Annotated in this window: 16 protein-coding genes; 11 read left to right on the top strand and 5 right to left on the bottom strand. The window is 69.2% G+C overall.

Annotated elements, in window-relative coordinates:
* Positions 1-146 precede the first annotated feature (146 nt).
* Entirely contained in the window at positions 147-2,609 is a 2,463-nt protein-coding gene (locus tag ACIRDU_RS15765) for a hypothetical protein (protein WP_403579315.1), read from the top strand.
* Positions 2,610-2,692: 83 nt separating this feature from the next.
* On the opposite strand, the gene ACIRDU_RS15760 is transcribed toward ACIRDU_RS15765, so the two are convergent.
* Complete coding sequence (locus ACIRDU_RS15760) at positions 2,693-2,956, bottom strand: hypothetical protein (RefSeq protein ID WP_403579313.1); 264 nt, start codon at positions 2,954-2,956, stop codon at positions 2,693-2,695.
* A gap of 577 nt (positions 2,957-3,533) precedes the next feature.
* Here ACIRDU_RS15760 and ACIRDU_RS15755 point away from each other — a divergent pair.
* A complete protein-coding gene (locus ACIRDU_RS15755) occupies positions 3,534-3,716 on the top strand; it encodes a hypothetical protein (RefSeq protein WP_403579311.1) in 183 nt (60 codons plus the stop codon).
* Positions 3,717-3,891: 175 nt separating this feature from the next.
* On the opposite strand, the gene ACIRDU_RS15750 is transcribed toward ACIRDU_RS15755, so the two are convergent.
* Positions 3,892-4,275 carry a DUF192 domain-containing protein gene (locus tag ACIRDU_RS15750; protein WP_403579309.1) on the bottom strand — a complete coding sequence of 128 codons (384 nt, stop codon included), beginning with the start codon at positions 4,273-4,275 and terminating at the stop codon, positions 3,892-3,894.
* 313 nt (positions 4,276-4,588) lie between these two features.
* Between ACIRDU_RS15750 and ACIRDU_RS15745 the strand changes: the two genes are divergently transcribed.
* The 5 genes from ACIRDU_RS15745 (at position 4,589) to ACIRDU_RS15725 (ending at position 8,715) form a co-directional block, all read left to right on the top strand.
* Positions 4,589-5,248, top strand: a complete 660-nt coding sequence (locus ACIRDU_RS15745; RefSeq protein WP_403579306.1) for a hypothetical protein — start codon at positions 4,589-4,591, stop codon at positions 5,246-5,248.
* The gene (locus ACIRDU_RS15740) at positions 5,245-6,273 is read left to right on the top strand and encodes a hypothetical protein (protein ID WP_403580597.1); all 1,029 of its coding nucleotides are present in this window, start codon (positions 5,245-5,247) and stop codon (positions 6,271-6,273) included. Before ACIRDU_RS15745 ends, ACIRDU_RS15740 begins: the two co-directional genes overlap by 4 nt.
* 166 nt (positions 6,274-6,439) lie before the next feature.
* Entirely contained in the window at positions 6,440-7,318 is an 879-nt protein-coding gene (locus ACIRDU_RS15735) for an LLM class flavin-dependent oxidoreductase (RefSeq protein WP_403579303.1), read from the top strand.
* A 37-nt stretch (positions 7,319-7,355) separates the two neighbouring features.
* On the top strand, positions 7,356-7,817 hold the full coding sequence (locus tag ACIRDU_RS15730; RefSeq protein WP_403579300.1) for a GNAT family N-acetyltransferase: 462 nt from the start codon (positions 7,356-7,358) through the stop codon (positions 7,815-7,817).
* A gap of 10 nt (positions 7,818-7,827) precedes the next feature.
* Positions 7,828-8,715 carry a methyltransferase domain-containing protein gene (locus ACIRDU_RS15725; RefSeq protein WP_403579298.1) on the top strand — a complete coding sequence of 296 codons (888 nt, stop codon included), beginning with the start codon at positions 7,828-7,830 and terminating at the stop codon, positions 8,713-8,715.
* Here ACIRDU_RS15725 and ACIRDU_RS15720 read toward each other — a convergent pair whose 3' ends face one another.
* Positions 8,716-9,951, bottom strand: a complete 1,236-nt coding sequence (locus ACIRDU_RS15720) for a winged helix DNA-binding domain-containing protein (protein ID WP_403579296.1) — start codon at positions 9,949-9,951, stop codon at positions 8,716-8,718.
* A gap of 809 nt (positions 9,952-10,760) precedes the next feature.
* On the opposite strand from ACIRDU_RS15720, the gene ACIRDU_RS15715 reads away from it, so the two are divergent.
* The 4 genes from ACIRDU_RS15715 (at position 10,761) to ACIRDU_RS15700 (ending at position 15,783) form a co-directional block, all read left to right on the top strand.
* Complete coding sequence (locus ACIRDU_RS15715) at positions 10,761-11,534, top strand: isoprenyl transferase (protein ID WP_403579294.1); 774 nt, start codon at positions 10,761-10,763, stop codon at positions 11,532-11,534.
* A 354-nt stretch (positions 11,535-11,888) separates the two neighbouring features.
* Positions 11,889-13,214, top strand: coding sequence for a PhoH family protein (locus ACIRDU_RS15710; protein WP_403579291.1), 1,326 nt, complete (start codon positions 11,889-11,891; stop codon positions 13,212-13,214).
* Positions 13,215-13,635: 421 nt separating this feature from the next.
* Complete coding sequence (locus ACIRDU_RS15705) at positions 13,636-14,337, top strand: transglycosylase SLT domain-containing protein (protein ID WP_403579288.1); 702 nt, start codon at positions 13,636-13,638, stop codon at positions 14,335-14,337.
* Positions 14,338-14,475: 138 nt separating this feature from the next.
* Positions 14,476-15,783 carry an AI-2E family transporter gene (locus tag ACIRDU_RS15700; RefSeq protein WP_403579285.1) on the top strand — a complete coding sequence of 436 codons (1,308 nt, stop codon included), beginning with the start codon at positions 14,476-14,478 and terminating at the stop codon, positions 15,781-15,783.
* An 80-nt stretch (positions 15,784-15,863) separates the two neighbouring features.
* On the opposite strand, the gene ACIRDU_RS15695 is transcribed toward ACIRDU_RS15700, so the two are convergent.
* Together ACIRDU_RS15695 and ACIRDU_RS15690 are read right to left on the bottom strand one after the other, a co-directional pair.
* Positions 15,864-16,397 carry an alkyl hydroperoxide reductase gene (locus ACIRDU_RS15695; RefSeq protein ID WP_403579282.1) on the bottom strand — a complete coding sequence of 178 codons (534 nt, stop codon included), beginning with the start codon at positions 16,395-16,397 and terminating at the stop codon, positions 15,864-15,866.
* 6 nt (positions 16,398-16,403) lie between these two features.
* Entirely contained in the window at positions 16,404-16,958 is a 555-nt protein-coding gene (locus ACIRDU_RS15690; protein WP_190195680.1) for a peroxiredoxin, read from the bottom strand.
* Positions 16,959-17,010 lie beyond the last annotated feature (52 nt).

Here is a 17,010-nt window from a genome sequence, read left to right as displayed (position 1 = left end):
TTCATCGAGCTGAGCTGAGGTCGCGCATGTCCCCTGCCGGTGACCCGATACCCCCGAGCGGGATGTGGGGTGCACAGAGCAGCCCGTCCTGGGACCGGTATTCGCCGTTGCCAAGGGAGCTGGGCTGGGCGCAAGTACTGCTGTGGGTGCAGTTCGCACTGACGGTGCTGTACGTGGTCACTGTGCTGTCGGTGGTGACGTACTACTCCGGGGAGATCGTCGGGATCCTGGTGTACGACTCGCTGCCCAGCGTGGCCGGGGTCTACCTGGCCCGGCGCCTGTGGCGGGGCGGGGTGTGGACGAGCCGCGCACTGATCGCCGTACAGGCGTGGATCGTGTGGCTGTCGTTCGGCACGCTGTTGCACGGTGATCTGCGGGGCATCACGCAGGCGGCGATGCCGGTGGCGGTCATCGTGCTGTTGCGCCGGGCCCGGTCGCGTGAGTGGTTCGAGATCGCTCCCCAAGACAGGGAGGAGCGCCGGGCGTTCAGCCTGGCGAGGATGATCCGCTGGCGGCGGGACGAGGGCCAGACCGCGGTGGAGTACGCGGGGCTCATCGCGGTGGTCGCCGCGATCATCGTCGCACTGTCGGTGGGCGGCCTCGGCGGGCGTATCGCCGACGGCATCCGGTCGGCGGTCTGCTCGGTGACGGGCACGGCCTGCCCCGCTCCGCAGGGCGATGGTACGCAGACGGGTGCGGCCGGGGACGACGACGCTGGGCAGCCGGGTGGTGCGGACGCCGGAGCCGACGGCGGCAACGGCGCCGACCCGGATGGCGGCGCGAACGCGGACGGTGGCGCGGCGGCAGACGGTGGTGCGGGCGCGCACGGTGAGGCGGGTGCCGAAGGCGACTCGGGCACCGAGGGCGGTTCGGGTGGCCAGGGAGGCACGGACGCCGGTGGTGGTCCGGGCGGCAACGACAGCGGCCGTGGTCCGGCGTGGTCGACTCGGATCATCACCTATGAGGGCGCGGGGACGAACGACACAGTCCCACTCGCTCCGGGGCCGTTCGAAGAGAGGTCGCTCTGGGACGAGGTACATGATCAGGAACGCCACGACAGGACGTTCATGGACCATGTCCGGGGCTTCTTCGTGGCCCCGACCAAAAGCTTCCTGGCCGGCACCATGGACGTCGTCAGCGACCCCGTCGGCTCGATCAAGGACACGTGGAACGGCCTGAAGGGCTACACCACGAACTGGTGGGGCGACAAGGCCGACGAACTGGGCGAGGAGTGGGACAAGGGGAACTACGTCTCCTCCGTATGGGGCTGGATCAACTCGCCCGAGGACTTCGTGTCCGACCTGGCGATCGACACGTTCGTCGACAAGGAGAACTGGGAGAAGGGCAACTACGGCGCCTCCATCGGCAACACCGTAGTCAGCGTCATCGGCATCTTCAGCCCGAAAACCATTACGAAATTCACCAAGTTCGAGAAGCTGGCCGAGGTCGGTGAATCCCTCGACAAGGCGGCGGACGCGGCGGAGAAGGCCCGCAAGGCTGCCAAGGCGGGCGATGCCGAGGGCGCTCGGAAGGCGGCGAAGGACGCCGACGAGGCGGCGGACGCGGCCGAGAAGCAGGCCCGCGAGTCGGGCTGCACCATCGCGGCGCCGGCGCGCCGGATCCCGTACGGCGACAGCTCGCCCGGAACCACCCCAGGCCTCCTCACCGGCTCCTCCGGCACAGGCACCACGATCCTCGCCGCCGGCCCGTCCGACTCCCCGTACGTCATCCTCGCCGAGGACGGCTGCGACGAGGAGGCCAAGGAGCGGGCCCAGGAGGCCCGGGAGAACGCGGACGAGGCACAGCAACAGGCGCTGGAGGCTCAGGCGGAGGCGGCGAAGGCCGCCATCAAGCAGGGCAGACTCAGTATTGACGAGCGCAACATTGACGACTTCGTCAGGAACGCCAAGAAGAACCCTGGCAAGAAGGAGATCGGCAAAGACCAGGCGGCGGCCGCGCTCGACGAGCTCACTGATCTCGCACGACGCAAGAACGTCGACCGGGCGGGCGCGAGCAAGCTCGGCTCCGAAGTGACCAACGCGCGTACCGCCAGCAGGCTCGAGGAGATGCTTGCTGAGGTGCGCGGCGTGCGGCGCGCCTCGGAGGACGCGGCACCCGACAGCACCGTGCACACCGCCGTCGGCTCGGAACACAACCGGCGTCAGGTCGAGGTCGCGCCAGGAGAAGCCGTGGATGTGTCGAACGTGCCGGACGCCGATGTCCTGTACAAGGGGCGGGACGGCAGGGTGCACCTGGTCGAAGTGAAGAACACGGTGAACCCGACGCGTCAGCCGGAATTCGTCGGGAAGATCAACACACTCTCCGAGTGGAAGAAGGCGAATCCGAGCAGGACGACCCGCGTTGAGATCGACAAGCCTGATAAGTGGACTGAGGTTTTCCGGCCCATCAAGGGACAGAAGGTCTCTCCTGCCCAGCTCATGAACGAGAAGGGAGTTGACGCTCGTATCGGTGATGCGAGCTTCACGGCCAAGCAGCTGGGTGACATGCAGCGGGCGCTGGAGGCGAAGTACAGTCGAGGTGAGGAAATCGACTGGAAGCGGTTGAACGACAACCCCAAGGGGGCGTTGGAATACCTAGGTCTGGAATAGTAGGCCGGGGTGAAGACGAGAAGGAGGGTGACGGCTCGCAAGCCGTCACTCGTGACGCACGACTGATGCCCCCAGGCTTCCGTTCAGCCGCCGAACCAGACGACGAGGCGGACGTTGTCCTCACCATGGAGTTCGGACAGCGTGCCCATCACATTCCACACAGGTCGCCATGGTCCGTCGGCCGGTACCAGGTCGCGATAGGCAGGGGAGACAGGTCGATACACCTCGTTGCCCAGCAGGAGCTCTCCGTTGTCGGGCCACCGGGAGGGAGCGATGTTGCCTTCTCCGAACTTGGCGGCGGCCGAGTCGTACAGTTCATCCGGGAGTGCGGCCAATCCCTCGGGCACGAGGGATCCTTCATGGGCACGGGACCAGCGGCGGACCCAGTACCGAGATGGGCCGTCGGTGCAGGGGGCGTTCCAGTCGACAGCCGACAGTTCACGCCACGAGAACCACGAATGACTGTGGCCCTCGAAATCGTCCGCATCCCTTCGTACCGTGTCCGACATATCTACCGGGGCCCCGCGGTCAGGGAAGAGAGCTCTGACAGGCTCCACACTCCGGACGTCGAAGAGTGCTGACCACGACATGTAATCACGGGCCCAATAGAGGTGCCTGAGTTCGGAGAAGGGCTCCCACAGCACGTGTTCAGTGCCATAGCGCCCAGGCTTGGGCCTGCATTCCAGCCATCCATACAAGTCGGTACTCATAATAGTGACTCTATCCAATGCGGCCGTTGAGTGCGCTATTGCTGGCTATTGACCCCGCTCCCCGACTCCGGCATCGAGCTTCTGGGCGCGCTGGGGCGTTCGGAGTCCAGGGCCGCTTTGGGGCGTCTGTCGGTGAAACCGGACAGCGCGGCGAGTTGGGACAACGCGGAAGCGGCACAGAGCACGCTCTTCGACCTGGGAAGCGAAGGAACCAGTGAACTATGACCTGCTGCTGGTCGGGCCGCCGGTTCCGCCCGCATCACTGGCCAAGGCCCTGACGTTGGCGGTGCGGACCGAAGGGGTCGACGTGGACGTGGCCGACCGGGACAGCGACCAGAGTGGTCGGCACTGGGCCGCGCCCGTCCTGTGCGGCTACATCGTGCCGCGCAGAGGCTGACCTTCCGCCGTCCGCCTACTGGCTGGCGCCCCCGTCAGGGCGGTCCGTGCGCGCCCGGTTGTACTCCACGGACGAGGAACCACCCGTGCGCACGATCGACGCGGTCGGCTCCGCGGTCTCCCAACTTCCGCACGTCCGGGTGAGCGACCTGCCGTAGAAGCTCCTGGATGGGGCCCTAACCTCCTTCCGCCGGCACGACGATCTCCACCCGAGCCCCTTCCCGCACCCCCCACTCACCCATGACCCCGGCCCCCGCTTCGACCACATGCCGGGCCCGCAGCCGGGGCATCCCCAGCCGCCCAGGCCGCATGGTCCGCACGGCGATGACGCGCAGGTGGCGGTCCAGGTAGGCGACATCGATCGGGATGCGCATACGGAAGGTGTGCACGCTGTTGGCGGGGGAGAGCAGGATCGCCCCTTCGATGGAGTCCCGTCCCAACAACCCCTTCGTACGGGCCCGATAGGAGGTGGCGATCTCCAGCGGCACAGTGACGGACGGTCCGGCGTCACCCCCGAGCACGACCAGCTCCCCACGCCCGTTCCGCCAACGCCGCCCCATCCGGACCCCCTCCGACCGCACCATCTGGCCATGCCGGCTCTCAGGCCCGAACGTATCCGCAGAGGGCAGTCCCTCGCATGGGCCCACGGACCCAGCTCTTTGCTCGTTCCTGACTGAAACGCCCCCGTCGGCACACGCGTTGGTGCCCGGCATTGACGCGTTATGCAACCGTTACGGCTCGAAGGTGACGACGAATCGCCGATTCCTCCCCATACACCCCGCGAGTTGACAACCTTCACCCTGGTGCGGCCGCACCCCGCTGTATAGCTTTGGTTCGCTCAAGAGAAGCCTCGCCACCTCCCGGGAGCCGACCGTGAACCGCCGCCCCACCCTCCTCGCAGCGCTCACGCTGACCGCCATTGCGGCCCTGACGCTGTCCGCGTGCGGGAGCGACGACAGCTCCAAGGACAAGGACAACGACAAGATCGCGGGAGCCGGTACGGGGAATGAGGCCTCGGCGTCCCCGACCGCTTCCGACCCTGCACTGGCCGAACGGCCGAAGATCGACCTGCCGTCCGACCTCTCCTACGCCTTCGACTGGCCCAAGACCGGAGACAAGGAGAAGGACGCGATCCTGGCCGACGGCGAGCAGTCGATCAAGGCTGTAGACCTCGCGATCGTCAACCAGAACGCGCTCGACAAGGCGTACCTCTTTTACTACGAGGGCGAGGCGGCGGCCAGCACACAGAAGTTCGTTCAGAACTACGTCGACCACAAGGCGGCCGTCACCGGCGCATACCGCTTCTACGCTCCGCAAGTGTCTGTCGACAAGGACGGCACGGCGTCCTTCAGCTACTGCGAGGACCAGGGCAAGGCGTATGTGAAGGACCTCAAGACGAACAAGGCCAAGAAGACTGAGGTCACCGCCAAGAGCTACGTCATCTACCACACGTCGCTCAAGAAGAACGACAAGGGTGTCTGGGTGATCCAGAAGTTGGTTTCGCAGAGTGGGAGTCCCAAGTGCCAGCCCTGAAGCCTCCGGTGAAGACGCTCTCCTCGGTGGTCATAGCCGGCACGTGCTGGTCGCTGCTCGCCCTCACTGGAGTGGCGCACGCCGACGACACCCTGGGTGGCGCCACTCAGGGCGCCAATCAACAAGCCAACGCAGGCAAGGACGGCACCGTCTCCGTCACCGTAGGCGGCGTCGTCTTCGACCGTTCCAAGAACGGCAGCGGCAACTCCGCCGGCGCACTCACCTCATCCACGTCCTGGACCCCGCCTCCCTGCTGGTACGCCCCGAAGTACACCCCGGAACAGCTTCAGAAGGCCATGGAGCCGGTCTGGGAAGCCGGTTCGACGGGCTACGAGTGGGACGCCAAGCAGCGCGACCGGTACGTCAACGGGAAGCCGTACAAGGACTTCAACAAGGACAAGACCGGCAAGGGCTACTTCTGGGACTCGTTCGTCGACGAGGACTTCCCCCCGGGCTGGGACGCCTGCAAAGAGGAACCCTTCTGGGTGGACCAGGGCGACCCTCCGCCCGCCGACATCCAGAACGCCGTCACGCCCGAGATCCTCGCCGAGCTCGCCTACGCGGAGGTCCGCGTCCCCAGCACCAAGGTGACCCTGGCCCCCGCCGCCCAGACCAAGGTCAACCTGCCGACCTGGGCCTGGCTGGACGCCGCCGACTTCAAGCCGGTCTCCGTCACCGCGTCCGTCCCCGTGATCGGCATCGCCGCGACGGCGACCGCGGAGCCGGTCTCGCTCCGCATCGAACCCGGCACCAAGGACGCCGTCACCTACCCGGCGTCCGGTGTCTGCGCGATCAACGACGGCCGCATCGGCGAGCCCTACGCCAAGGGCAAGGCGGACCGCACGCCACCCTGCGGCGTGAAGTACCTGCGCTCCTCGGGAGACGGCACGTACCCGCTCCAGGCCACCGTCACCTGGAAGATCGAGTGGACGGGCACCGGCGGCACAGGCGGCGACCTCCCCGACGGCACGTTCGGCGCCACGCAGGACGTGGTCGTACAGGAGATCCAGGCCGTCAACCGCTGACCTGAGCCAGGCAGTCCTGGACGCCGCGAAGGGCCGTGTGAGCAAGGCGGAGAACGCCCCCGACCTTGACAAGAAGGTGTGACTGCCTGAGACCGGTCCACCGGGCCATTCCACACAGCTCATAAAGGTGTTGCCCTGTGCTTCGTGCCCTGGGTAGGAAGACCTCATGACCCCCCTAGGCGCAGTCTTCCGCCCCCAGTTGGCCCCCGAGCGGCTCCGTTCGGTCTGCGACGTCGCGGAGAGCTCCGGGCTCGAAGAACTCTGGCTCTGGGAGGACTGTTTCAGAGAAGGGGGCATCTCCACCGCCGCCGCAGCCCTCGCGTGGACCGAGCGGGTGCGGGTCGGGGTCGGGCTGTTGCCCGTGCCCTTGCGGAACGTCGCCATCACGGCCATGGAGGTCGCCTCGCTGCGCCGGATGTTCCCGGGGCGGGCGATCGTCGGTGTGGGGCACGGCGTGCAGGACTGGATGGGGCAGGTGGGCGCCCGGGTCGAGTCGCCCGTCACCCTGCTGCGGGAGCACCTCGTCGCGCTCCGCGCCCTGTTGGGCGGGGAGCGACTCACCGTCGACGGCCGTTACGTCACGCTCGACGACGTCGCTCTCGACTGGCCGCCGGAGGGCCCGCAGGGCGGGGTGCTGGCCGGGGCCACCGGGCCGCGGTCGCTGCGGCTCAGCGGTGAGGCCGCCGACGGGACCATCCTCACCGCCGCCACCAACGCCGAGGGTGTGCGCAAGGCGCGGCGGCTCGTCGAGGAGGGGCGGGCGGCGGCCGGCCGCGAGGCCGGGCCCCACCCCGTCGTCGTCTATCTGCTCACCGCCACCGGGCCCGACGCCGCAGCCCGGCTGCGCGCGGAACTCGTCGCCGAGGGGCTCGACTCCGTTCCGGACCTCGGGGTCGCCGGGGACGCGGGAGCCGTCGCCGAGGCCGTCGAGCGGCTGGTCGAGGCCGGGGCCGACAGCGTCGTACTGCAGCCGACGGCGGACGAGCCCGACCCCGAGGGGTTCGTGCGGTTCGCGGCCGAGGACGTGCGTCCGCTGGTTCCCTGAGAGCCCGTTGTCAGTGGCGGCTGGCACACTCCGGGGCATGAGGGATGACCACGTGGACGTACGTCTGCGCGACGTCGTGGAAGCCGACCTGGAGTTCTTCCTGGCGCACGAGCACGATCCGGAAGCCGTCCGGCGGTCGAGGCTCACGCCTCGGCCGCGCGAGGCGTTCCTGCGGCACTGGAAGGCCGAAGTCCTCGGCGACGACACCCTCTTCGGGCAGACCGTGACCGTCGACGGTGAGGTCGCCGGCAACCTCGCCGCCTGGTGGGACGCAGACCGCCGCTTCCTCGGGTACTGGCTCGGGAAGCCGTACTGGGGCCGTGGCATCGGCAGCCGGGCCCTGACCCTCTTCCTGGAACGGGAGCAGAACCGGCCTCTGTACGCCGACCCGGTCGGCGGGAACACCGGCTCCGTACGTCTCCTCGAGAAGCACGGCTTCCAGCGGACCGGCACCGTACGCCACGGTGAGAACGAGCACGTCGTATTCGTCCTGTCGTAAGGAGCACCACGTGACGTCCCAGCCCGAGCCCGGGCCCCCGCGCCCCACCACCTTCGAAGACCTCCTCGCCGAAGGTGCCTCCATCCCGACGGAAGGCTGGGACTTCTCCTGGTTCGAAGGGCGGGCGACCGAAGCGCGCCCCTCCTGGGGATACGCCGTGTCGATGGCCGAGCGGCTGGGCCGGGCGAGTGCGGTGCTCGATGTGCAGACCGGGGGAGGAGAGGTGCTGGACTTCGCCCTCGCCAGGGTCGCCGACGAGACCACCGCCGATGCAGCCACCGCCAATGCCGCCACCAATGCCGCCGCCGCGGCCCCCGCTCCGAAGCCGCCCCGGCTCACCGTCGCCACCGAAGGCTGGGCCCCCAACGTCGCCAAGGCCACCGCCCTGCTCCGCCCACGCGGCGTCGCCGTCGTCGCCGCTGCCGAGGACGACCCCCTGCCCTTCGCCGACGGTGCCTTCGACCTGGTCGTCAGCCGTCATCCCGTGCGCCCGCACTGGGGCGAGATCGCCCGCGTCCTCCAGCCCGGCGGCACGTACTTCGCCCAGCACGTCGGCCCGGGCAGCGTCTTCGAACTCGTCGAGTACTTCCTCGGACCGCAGCCGGACCACGTGCGCAGCGCCCGCCATCCCGAGCGGGAGCGTGCCGACGCCGAGGCCGCAGGGCTCGACGTCGTCGGTCTGAGGGCGGAGCGGCTGCGCGTGGAGTTCCACGACATCGGCGCGGTCGTGCACTTCCTGCGCAAGGTGGTCTGGATGGTCCCCGGTTTCACCGTCGAGGCGTACGAGCCGCGGCTGCGGGCGCTGCACGAACGCATCCGGGCCGAAGGCCCCTTCGTCGCCCACAGCACCCGCCACCTCTTCGACGTACGCAAGCCGGGCGGACACACACCGTCGTGATCACGCGTGCGGACCCACCGTCACCTCTCCCACCACCAGTTCCGCCGTCGCCTCCAGCACCTCACCCACCCGCTCCGCCTGCTCGCCCAGCTCCCGTTCCTGTCGTGCCGTCAGCCGGACGAGCGGCTCGACCGTGACGGTCGTACGACGGCCCCGGCGCCGCTGGTGCCACACCCCCGCCACCACACCGTCGACGAGCAGCACCGGGTAGTTGCCCGCCTGGCCGCCCCCGAGGGCGCGCTGGTACGCCGGCCCGGGGAACAGCCGTTCGCGAGGCTGCCCGGCGACGACGTACGCGTCGAAGTAGGGAAGCAGGCGTACACCCCGCGGCGGACCGTCCGGGAAGTCCGTGTCACCCGCCGCCACCCACGCCGGTGTCCCCTCGAAGTCGACCACCTCGATCCGGCCCCCGGCGGCCAGTTCGCCGAACAGGGCCGTCGCCCAGCCGGGGGGCGCCGCCAGCCACCGCGCGAAGTGCTGCGGCGTCGCCGGGCCGTACGCGTGCAGATATCGCTGGACGAACCGGGCCAGCGCATCCCCCGCCTCCACCCCTCGACCGTCCCGCGGGCCGGGCCGTGCGGCCCCCGCTCGATCGCTCCGCGGGGCGGACCGCGCGTCCCCCGCCCCACCGTCCCCCCGCGGCGGGCGCGTGTACGTCGCCTTGCGACCGCGGTTGGGGCCGAAGCACAGCGTGCCCGCCCAGCCCGCCCGGTGCATCACCTGGCGCCAGCGCGGCCACAGGTCCTGGAACGCCGGCATCACGCGGTCGCCGGCCCAGGGGCCCGTGCGGGCGACGACCTCCTCGGACAGCTCGTCGAGGGTCAGACACCTGCCGTCCAGCGCGTCACCGATCGCCGTCACCACCTGGCCGGCCTGGTCCTCGGTGAGCCGCACGTCGGGCGGGAACGGGCTGGGCCCCGTCGGGACCGCGGTCAACGCCGCCGAGAAGAGGGGGAGTTCCCGGGCCGGGAGGAGGTGGACCGTGCCGCGCGGCCCGTACGTCTTGATCAGGGACCGTTCCTCCCAGAGCGCGGCCCGTACGTCCGCCCGTGTCACCCCGGCTGCCCGCATCCCCACCGACACCTCGGCCGCGGAGAGCACCTGCGCGTGCGCGCCCCGCATCGCGCCGACCACCTCGGCGACCGGCGTGCCGGGCCCGGCCGGTCCGGCCAGGAACTGCCGCTCCGCCCGGCGCGCGCTCGCCGCGTCCCAACTGATCCTCAGGGTCGTCGTCATGGTGCGACGCTAGAGGTGAATGAGGACAGGACATGGCCTAAATCGCGCACGATCCCACGTCGGCCGTGGGTCACTCCACTCACTCACTGCACTTGCGCATCTTCTGACGAGGGTTTTCACATCGTTATCGCCCGCGGCTCGCCTCTGCGCCGTCACTCGCGTAAGTTCGACCAAGGCAATTCGCGTGAGCAAAGCTGCGCGGGCGGTACCGCGCAGTGGAGGGGGCTGCGCGGTGCCAGGGCCTCCCGTCGAGCCGGTGCGGCTGCGATGGCCCTTCGGCGAAGCGGCGGTACGGAGGCGGCCTGGTGTCGACGCGGGTCAAGCGGGCGTCTGTGGCCCGGTTCACCCGTCGGGGGGATGTCGGGACAAGTCACCCGAATGGACCTCAGGTGCGGCACATCCCCCCGGATCCTGTCCCGGGGCACCCGATTCACCCCCGTACGCGCCGTGTTCCGGCCAGGAGCGCGCCCTGAAGCGGCGCTTCCGCGGGCACCGCCGCGTCGCCGGGTGGCTCCGGAGAGTAGTTGTGGCACGCCGATGCACGCAGCATCACTTACAAAGGGTTATGGTGGAAACCCCCCCTCGGGCCGGTCCGTCTCCCCCCCACGGACCGGCCCGTTTTTCTTTGTTCGCCGGGCGGCTCGAACCACCGGCCGGAACCATTCGTTCCGCACCCGTTGGCGGCCCACGGCCGCGGCGGGGGTAGGCTTCGCCTCCGGGGACCGCCATACGGGCAGGGACCGCCCGCGGGCCACGACCGGGCCGCACGCCGCGGCCTGTCCGATCCGTACGGAGGGGCTGACAATCACGTGAACCTGCGCGACAAGCTGCGTGGCCTGCTGGTCAGGCTGTACGCACGCCGGGTGGAAGGCCACCTGGACCACGCTCAGGTGCCCAAGCACATCGGCGTCATCATGGACGGCAACCGGCGCTGGGCGAAGGCCGCCGGTTCCAGCACCGTCCACGGCCACCGGGCCGGTGCCGAGAAGATCGAGGAGTTCCTCGGCTGGTGCAGTGAGACCGACGTCGAGGTCGTCACCCTCTGGCTCCTGTCCACGGACAACTTCGACCGGCCGCGGGAGGAGCTCGTCCCGCTGCTCGGCATCATCGAGGACGTCGTCCGCACCCTGGCCGCCGACGGCCGCTGGCGGGTGCATCACGTCGGCACGCCCGACCTGCTGCCCTCCGGGATGCAGACGGTCCTCAAGGAGGCCGAGGAGACCACCGCGCACGTCGACGGCATAGTGGTCAACGTCGCCATCGGCTACGGCGGCCGCCAGGAGATCGCCGACGCCGTGCGGTCGATGCTGCTCGACGCCCAGGACAAGGGCACCTCGATGGAGGAGCTCGCCGAGGCCGTCGACATCGACATGATCGGGCGTCACCTCTACACGAGCGACCAGCCCGACCCCGACCTGGTGATCCGTACCAGCGGCGAGCAGCGGCTGTCCGGATTCATGCTCTGGCAGACCGCGCACTCCGAGTACTACTTCTGTGACGTGTTCTGGCCGGCGTTCCGCAAGGTCGACTTCCTGCGCGCCATGCGTGACTACGCGGCCCGCCACCGGCGCTACGGCGGCTGACGCACCCGTCACCGGTACCACGGACGCAGGACGTCCCACGTCGTAACACCTCCCGGTACCCCGCCGAAGGCACACGTAACACGGAGTTCACCGGCTCGCCGTCATATGCCGTGGCATGGCGACGCTCGTTCGAGGGCATAACCCAGACAGGTCGACGCCCGAACCACGGGTGTCGGATCTCAGCGGACGGCACGGGGCCGTCCGCCCGGGAGGCCCTTTGCACCAGCCCGATCGTGCGGTCACAGCACGGACGAAGAGGCGGAGGGCCGGTTTTCGGCCCGTGCGAAGCGGCCGTCGACCGGTCCAGCTCCACTCCGTCGCTCCCCGACCTCATCCGAGGGGGTACGTCCTTCCGTGGTGACCAGCACAAAGCGCCACAAGCCCGACCGGCGCACCTATGTTCTCGACACCAGCGTCCTGCTGGCCGACCCGAACGCCCTGCACCGCTTCGACGAGCACGAGGTCGTGCTCCCCATCGTCGTGGTCACGGAGCTGGAGGCCAAGCGGCACCATCCCGAACTCGGCTACTTCGCCCGGCAGGCCCTGCGCCTGCTCGACGAGTTCCGGGTCCGGCACGGTCGCCTCGACGCCCCCATCCCGATCGGGGACCTGGGCGGGACCGTCCGTGTCGAGCTCAACCACTCGGACCCCAGCGTGCTGCCCAGCGGCTACCGCCTGGGGGACAACGACTCCCGCATCCTCGCGGTCGCCCGCAATCTGCAGGCCGAGGGGTTCGACGTCACCGTCGTGTCGAAGGACCTGCCGCTCAGGATCAAGGCGTCCTCCGTCGGGCTCCTCGCCGAGGAGTACCGCGCGGAACTCGCCATCACGGACTCCTCCGGCTGGACCGGCATGTCCGAACTGACCCTGCCCGGCGAACAGGTGGACATCCTCTTCGAGGAGGGGCACGTCCACGTCCCCGAGGTCGCCGACCTGCCGGTGCACACGGGCCTGATGATCCAGTCGGAGCGCGGCAAGGCGCTCGGGCGGGTCACGCCCGAGGGCAACGTCCGTGTCGTGCGCGGGGATCGTGAGGTGTTCGGCATCAAGGGCCGCAGTGCCGAGCAGCGGATCGCGCTCGACCTGCTGCTCGACCCGGACGTCGGGATCGTGTCGATGGGTGGCCGGGCCGGCACCGGCAAGTCGGCGCTGGCGCTGTGCGCGGGTCTGGAGGCGGTGCTGGAGCGCCGTCAGCACCAGAAGGTGATGGTCTTCCGTCCGCTGTACGCGGTGGGCGGCCAGGAGCTCGGTTATCTGCCGGGCTCCGAGGCCGAGAAGATGAGCCCCTGGGCGCAGGCCGTGTTCGACACGCTGTCGGCGGTGACGTCCCGCGAGGTCATCGAGGAGGTGACGGCGCGCGGGATGCTGGAGGTCCTGCCGCTCACCCACATCCGCGGCCGCTCGCTGCACGACGCGTTTGTGATCGTGGACGAGGCGCAGTCGCTGGAACGGAATGTGCTTCTCACCGTTCTGTCCCGGATCGGGGCCAATTCGCGGGTGGTTCTCACCCATGACGTGGCCCAGCGGGACAACCTCCGGGTCGGCCGGTACGACGGTGTCGTCGCCGTCGTCGAGAAGCTGAAGGGGCATCCGCTCTTCGCGCATGTGACCCTGACGCGGTCCGAGAGGTCACAGATCGCCGCCCTTGTGACCGAAATGCTCGAAGACGGGCAGGTCTGACCGCCCCGCTGCAAGTAGGTGCGGTTATGCGATAGTTGGCGCCGTCCGGAAAAGGCGAAGAGCCTAGCCGGGCGGCGCCTTCGCGTGTAGGCGTTTGTGTGAATCTCCCGCGTCAAACGAGATGTGAGCTTTCACACGCAACTCAGAATTGCCTTGCCCCGTCGGGTTACGGCAGAGTCTCACTCCTGTCAGGCCCCGCATACGACACAGCTGTACCCCCAGCGGTACGGCACCACAAAAGCGACAGCATCAACTGCATAGCGATGTCGTATGCCGCCCGCGCTACACGCGGCGCTCCCCTCGGGGGAGTTGCCCACCGGGCCCGCGCCTCCCGTGACCCCGCAGTTGGGGAGGCCAGTGTCAGGGGCACGATTGCGTCCGCGAGGGTCACCGAAGCGGGCGATGCTGGAAGGAAAACCGTGTGAGCCGGATCTCGGTCCGGGGATTCGCAGTGGCTTCGGCCACGGCGGTCACCGCTGTCGGAAGCGTCGTCGGCGTTGCCTCGGGCAGCACCGCGCAGAACAACGACGCCGAAGCGACGGCTAGCGGCGCCACCCTGCTCGCGGACATCCCCGCGGGCCAGCAGGCCCAGGTGCAGACCGCGTCGCTGACGCAGCAGGCCGACGCACAGGCCATTCAGGCGGACGCGAGCGCGAAGAAGGACGCCGAGGAGGCCGCCCGCAAGGCCGCCGCCGAGACGGCCATCGCCAAGAAGGAAGCCGCGGAGAAGGCCGCCGAGGCAGCCGCCAAGGCCGCCAAGGAGCGCGCGGAGGTCAAGGAGGCCGCCAGCCGCTCCAAGGACATCTCCGACTTCCCCGTCGCGAGCTCCTACAGCATCGCCCAGATCCAGGCGATGGCACGGCAGCTGGTGCCGGCGGGTCAGTTCCAGTGCTTCAGCAACATCGTGGACCACGAGTCCGACTGGAACTACAAGGCGGTCAACCCCTCCTCCGGGGCCTACGGCATGTTCCAGGCGCTGCCCGGTTCCAAGATGTCGTCCGTCGGCGCCGACTGGCGGACCAACCCGGCCACCCAGATCAAGTGGGGCCTGAACTACATGAACGACCGCTACGGCAGCCCCTGTGATGCCTGGTCGTTCTGGCAGGCCAACCACTGGTACTGAGCCGACCGGCCCCACGGCCGATCCCATGCTTCGCGCGAGCCCCGCACCGTCGTCCGGTGCGGGGCTCGCGCCGTGTACGGTCGGACGGACGGCTCCCCGGGGGGAGTGGTGCGCCAAGACGGGGGAAAAGGACGGATCATGTCGCGAGTGCCAGGGTGGCTCGGCCGGCTCGGTGCCGGGCTGACCGAGATGAGCGAGCGGTACAACGAACGCCGCGCCGCAGCCGAACGGGAGCAGGACGACTCCGACTCCGGGACGCTCGCCGACGACCTCGTGCCGCCGCCCCCGGACTACGCGCCCGACATCGCCGCCCGGCCCGATCCCGCGCTGGCCGTGCCGTGGGGGGTGCGGGTCGCGGCCGAGGCCGGCTGGCGGCTCCTCGTCCTCGCGGGCACCTTGTGGGTGCTGATGCGGGTCATCAGCGCCGTCCAGCTCGTGGTGCTCTCGTTCGTGATCGCGCTGCTCATCACGGCGATGCTCCAGCCGACGGTGGCGCGGCTGCGGCGCCACGGCGTGCCACGCGGGCCGGCGACCGCGCTGACGGCGATCCTCGGCTTCGTCGTCATGGGCCTCATGGGCTGGTTCGTGACCTGGCAGGTCATGGAGAACATCGACGACCTCTCGGGCCAGATCCAGGACGGCATCGACGAGTTGCGGAACTGGCTGCTGAACAGCCCCTTCCACGTCACGGACAAGCAGATCAACGAGATCGCCAAGAACCTGCGTGAGGCGGTCGGGGCGAACACCGACCAGATCACCTCGGCGGGTCTGGAGGGCGTGACCGTCGTCGTCGAGGCCCTGACCGGGATTCTGCTGGCCGTCTTCTGCACGCTGTTCCTGCTCTACGACGGCAAGCGGATCTGGCAGTGGACGCTGAAGCTGGTGCCGGCGGCGGCGCGGCCGGGAGTGGCCGGGGCCGGTCCGGCGGCGTGGCGCACACTGACGGCGTACGTGCGGGGCACGGTGATCGTCGCGCTGATCGACGCGATCTTCATCGGGCTCGGGATCTACTTCCTCGATGTGCCGATGGCCGTGCCGCTGGCGGTGTTCATCTTCCTGGGCGCGTTCATCCCGCTGGTGGGCGCGGTGGTCTCCGGGGCGCTGGCGGTGGTCGTCGCGCTGGTCACCCAGGGGGTGTTCACGGCTGTCATGACACTGGTGGTGGTGCTGGCCGTGCAGCAGATCGAGGGGCACATCCTGCAGCCGTTCATCCTCGGGCGGGCCGTGCGGGTGCATCCGCTGGCGGTGGTGCTGTCGGTCGCGGCGGGCGGGATGGTGGCCGGGATCGGCGGTGCGGTGGTCGCCGTGCCGCTGGTGGCGGTGACGAACACGGTCGCCGGGTATCTGCGGTCGTACTCGCAGAAGTCGGCGCTCCGGCATTCGGTGCGGCCGCGCGGGGCCACGGCGGTGAGCACGGAGCCCGCCCCCGAGACGCCGTCGGAGTAGTCAGGACCTGGAACAGCAGCAGGGCCCCGTCCACCGGTCAGGTGGGCGGGGCCCTGCGATGTGAGGCGTGCGGCCGGGGGTTACTCGGCCAGAACCGCCTCGGCGTCCAGCGTGACGCCGACCGCCTGGATCACGGAGGCGATCTTGAACGCCTCCTGGATGACCTCGCGGTCGAGGCCGGCCTTGCGCAGCACCTGCTCGTGGGAGTCCAGGCACATGCCGCAGCCGTTGATGGCGGAGACCGCGAAGGACCACAGCTCGAAGTCGACCTTGTCGACGCCCGGGTTGCCGATGACGTTCATCCGCAGGCCCGCGCGGAGGTTGCCGTACTCGTGGTCCGTCAGGAGGTGACGGGTGCGGTAGAAGACGTTGTTCATCGCCATCACCGCGGCAGCGGCCTTGGCCGCCGTGTAGGCCTCCGGCGACAGGTTCGCCTTCGCCTCCGGCTCCAGCTCGCGCAGCACGATCGGGGAGCGCGAGGCGATCGCCGTCGACAGCACCGTGCCCCACAACTGCTGGGCCGGCAGGTCGGAGTTGCCGATGACCGAGCCCAGGTTGAGCTTCAGGTCCTTGGCGTAGTCCGGTATGGCGGACTTCAGGGCGTCCAGCGACATGTCAGATCACTCCCCGGAGAGCAGCGCGACGGGGTCGAGGGTCTCGTCGCCCTTCGACCAGTTGCAGGGGCACAGCTCGTCCGTCTGGAGCGCGTCCAGGACCCGGAGGACCTCCTTCGGGTTACGGCCGACGGAGCCCGCGGTCACCATCGAGAACTGGATCTCGTTGTTCTGGTCCACGATGAACACGGCGCGCTTGGCGAAGCCGTCCTCGCCCTCGATGCCGAGGTCGCGCATCAGCTCGTGCTTGGAGTCGGCCATCATCGGGAACGGCAGGTCACGCAGGTCGTCGTGGTCCTTGCGCCAGGCGTGGTGGACGAACTCGGAGTCACCGGAGAAGCCGAGGACCTGCGCGTCGCGGTCCGCGAACTCGTCGTTCAGCTTGCCGAAGGCGGCGATCTCGGTCGGGCACACGAAGGTGAAGTCCTTGGGCCACGCGAAGATGACCTTCCACTGACCCTCGTAGGTCTTGTGGTTGATCTGCTGGAACTCCTTGCCCTTCTCCAGCGAGACGCAGGCGGTCAGGTCGAACTCGGGGAACTTGTCACCGACGGTGAGCACACATTCTCCTTGCAGCGAAGAAACACCCGGATTGCGGGCGTTTCCCATGGGT

Source organism: Streptomyces sp. NPDC093598 (assembly GCF_044764825.1).
Taxonomy (GTDB): Bacteria; Actinomycetota; Actinomycetes; order Streptomycetales; family Streptomycetaceae; genus Streptomyces.
Note: the sequence above shows the minus strand (reverse complement) of the source record. Positions and strands in the feature narration are given on the sequence as shown.

Coding starts and splice junctions, on each gene's coding strand:
- ACIRDU_RS15720 (WP_403579296.1), bottom strand. CDS start 9,951: ATGACGACGACCCTGAGGATCAGTTGGGACGCGGCGAGCGCGCGCCGG.
- ACIRDU_RS15700 (WP_403579285.1), top strand. CDS start 14,476: ATGTCGCGAGTGCCAGGGTGGCTCGGCCGGCTCGGTGCCGGGCTGACC.
- ACIRDU_RS15695 (WP_403579282.1), bottom strand. CDS start 16,397: ATGTCGCTGGACGCCCTGAAGTCCGCCATACCGGACTACGCCAAGGAC.
- ACIRDU_RS15750 (WP_403579309.1), bottom strand. CDS start 4,275: ATGGGGCGGCGTTGGCGGAACGGGCGTGGGGAGCTGGTCGTGCTCGGG.
- ACIRDU_RS15730 (WP_403579300.1), top strand. CDS start 7,356: ATGAGGGATGACCACGTGGACGTACGTCTGCGCGACGTCGTGGAAGCC.
- ACIRDU_RS15735 (WP_403579303.1), top strand. CDS start 6,440: ATGACCCCCCTAGGCGCAGTCTTCCGCCCCCAGTTGGCCCCCGAGCGG.